This window comes from Paraburkholderia sp. (assembly GCF_036488505.1).
GTDB lineage: Bacteria > Pseudomonadota > Gammaproteobacteria > Burkholderiales > Burkholderiaceae > Paraburkholderia.
On the sequence record NZ_DASXHN010000425.1, the window covers coordinates 1 to 3,331 of the forward strand.

The 3,331-nt window shown below is 65.0% G+C and carries 1 protein-coding gene; it reads right to left on the reverse strand.

What is annotated here, in order from left to right:
• Nucleotides 1-397: 397 nt before the first annotated feature.
• Nucleotides 398-3,022, reverse strand: coding sequence for an alanine--tRNA ligase (gene alaS, locus VGH68_RS24655; RefSeq protein ID WP_331606327.1), 2,625 nt, complete (start codon nucleotides 3,020-3,022; stop codon nucleotides 398-400).
• Between the last annotated feature and the right edge of the window lie 309 nt (nucleotides 3,023-3,331).

The following is a 3,331-nucleotide window of genomic DNA, read 5'->3' on the forward strand; positions in this document are numbered from 1 at the left end:
CTCGTCGGCGCTCAATGCGTTGCGGCGGACCTTGGTGGGCGCGCAGGAGGAAGCTGCCGACGGCGCGCAGGCGGCTTTGGCGACTGCGGATACGCTGCCGGGGGTCGGCGCGGATGTCGTCTGAGGGTTGGATTTACGCGGGAGAGAGCCAGGAAGCGAGTTGGAAGCGCACCTGAATGAGGGCCTACGCTCGGGCCTGAATCCGGCCTGAATTCGGGCCTAGGCCCGCAGCTTGGGCCTCGAAGCGAACGCGAATAGCGAAGCTGAAACAATCGACCCTGCGCCAAAGCGGACCCGCGACAGCAAAACGAAGGGGCCACGCGATACGCCAATGCAGTTGGCGCGCCGCGTGGCCCCTTTTCCGTTGCGGATTCAAATCCGCGAGCTGGCCCTCAGATCAAAGCTGCGCTTCGACCCACGCCTTCACGCCCGCGAGCGCGGCGGGCAGGTTGGCCGGTTCGGTACCGCCAGCCTGAGCCATGTCCGGACGGCCACCGCCTTTGCCGCCGACCTGCTGCGCGACGAAGTTGACCAGTTCGCCGGCCTTCACTTTCTTGTTTGCATCAGCCGTTACTCCGGCGATCAGGCTCACCTTGCCGCCGTCGACCGACGCGAGCACGATGGCCGCGCTCTTGAGCTTGTCCTTCAGCTTGTCGACCGTTTCGCGCAGCGTCTTGATGTCCGCGCCATCGAGCGTTGCGGCAAGCACATGCACGCCGCCGACTTCGATCGCCTGTCCCGCCAGTTCGTCGCCCTGGCTCGATGCCATCTTCGATTTCAGCGCACCCAGTTCCTTTTCGAGCGTCTTCACCTGATCCTGCACCTGGCTGATGCGCTGCGTCAGTTCCGACGGCTGCACCTTCAGCACCGCGGCGGCCGCGTTGACGCGCCGTTCGAGGTCCTGCACATAGCGCACCGCGTTGTCGCCGGTGATGGCTTCCACGCGGCGGATACCCGCCGCCACGCCGCCTTCCATCACGATCTTGAAGAAACCGATGTCGCCGGAACGGTTCACGTGCGTGCCGCCGCACAGCTCACGCGAGAAACCGAGATCGAGCACGCGTACCTGGTCGCCGTACTTTTCACCGAACAACGCTGTCGCGCCGCCCTTCACCGCTTCGTCGTAGGACATCACGCGCACGATGCCGGGAGCGTTCGCCAGCACTTCGGCGTTGACGATTTCCTCGACGCGGCGAATCTGCTCGTCCGTCATCGGCGCGTTGTGCGCGAAGTCGAAACGGGTCTTGTCCGCGTCGACGAGCGAGCCCTTCTGCTGCACGTGCGAGCCGAGCACTTCGCGCAGCGCCTTGTGCATCAGGTGCGTGGCCGAGTGGTTGCGGGCCGTGCGGGCACGACGCACTGCGTCGATCTCCGCCTTGACGACATCGCCGACCTTCAGCGTGCCCTGCTCGAGCGTGCCGTGATGGCCGACCACGTCGGCCTGCACCTTCAGCGTGTCGGCGACCGCAAACCGCGTGTTCGCATTGGCGAGCAGACCCTGGTCGCCGACCTGGCCGCCCGATTCCGCGTAAAACGGTGTGTGATCGAGCACGACGACGGCCTGCTGACCGGCATGCGCCTGCTGCACCGACGCGCCGTCCACATACAGCGCGACCACCTTCGCGTCGTCGAAGGCGATTTCTTCGTAGCCGTGGAATGTGGTCTTCGCGCCCGAGTATTCGAGGCCCTGCGCCATCTTGAACTTGCCCGCCGCACGTGCCTGCTCGCGCTGGCGCGCCATCGCTTCGTCGAATGCCGGTTCGTCGACCGTCACGCCGCGCTCGCGGCAGACGTCCGCTGTCAGGTCAAGCGGGAAGCCGTAGGTATCGTGCAGCTTGAACGCCAGTTCGCCGTCGAGCGTCGTCCCGCCCCTGGTGTCGAGCTCGGCCAGTGCGGCGTCCAGAATCGACATGCCGTGCTCGATCGTTTCGAAGAAGCGCTCTTCTTCCTGGCGCAGCACGTCGGTCACGCGCTGCTCGGCCGCCTGCAGTTCAGGATACGCGCCGCCCATTTGCGCGACGAGATCGGGGACGAGGCGATGGAAGAACGAACCCTTCTTGCCGAGCTTGTAGCCGTGGCGAATCGCGCGGCGCACGATACGGCGCAGCACGTAGCCGCGGCCTTCGTTGCCCGGAATCACGCCGTCGACGATCAGGAACGAGCACGCGCGGATGTGATCGGCAATCACTTTCAGCGAGTTGTTGGTCAGATCGGCCACGCCGGTCTCACGGCCGGCCGCCTGGATGAGCGCCTGGAACAGGTCGATCTCGTAATTGCTGTGCACGTGCTGCAGCACCGCAGCGATCCGCTCGAGACCCATGCCGGTATCGACGCACTGCTTGGGCAGCGGCGTCATGTTGCCCTGCGCGTCGCGATTGAACTGCATGAACACGAGGTTCCAGATTTCGATGTAGCGGTCGCCGTCTTCGTCGGGCGAGCCCGGCGGCCCGCCCCACACGTCGGCGCCATGGTCGAAGAAGATTTCGGAGCACGGGCCGCACGGGCCGGTGTCGGCCATCTGCCAGAAGTTGTCCGACGCGTACCGCGCGCCCTTGTTGTCGCCGATGCGGATGATGCGCTCGACCGGCACGCCGACTTCCTTCGACCAGATGTCGTGCGCTTCGTCGTCTTCCTGATAGACGGTGACCCAAAGCTTTTCCTTCGGCAGCTTGTAGACCTCGGTCAGCAGCTCCCACGCGTAGTGGATCGCGTCGCGCTTGAAGTAATCGCCGAACGAGAAGTTGCCGAGCATCTCGAAGAACGTGTGGTGACGCGCGGTGTAGCCGACGTTTTCGAGGTCGTTGTGCTTGCCGCCCGCACGCACGCTGCGCTGTGCGGTGGTGGCACGCGAATACGGACGCGACTCCGCGCCGAGGAACACATCCTTGAACTGCACCATCCCCGAATTGGTGAAGAGCAGTGTCGGGTCGTTGCCCGGCACGAGGCTCGAGGAACGGACGATCGTATGGCCCTTCGATTCGAAGAACTTGAGGAATTTCTCGCGGATTTCAGCGGCTTTCATAGCGTGCGGGGGACGGTCCTGACGGTTGCTGGCGGAGACTGGCGGTCTTTGGGATGCGCCAACTGTTCGTTTCTTTAAGCGACTGATTATACGGGATCGGCAAGCGTGCGCGGCGGTGCGCCGGGTGGTGCCGCGGCCCGCCTGGCCATCCGGCCAGGCCCACGTGCGCCCGGCCAGACAGCACCGCGCGATGTCTGCCGTCCGAGCCGTGCTATGACGTTCGGCCGACTGCGCCCGAACGCGGGGATCGCTTAAGATGGCTTCCAGGAATTTCGCGCGAACCCATCGCACGGCGCGCTGCACGTTGCG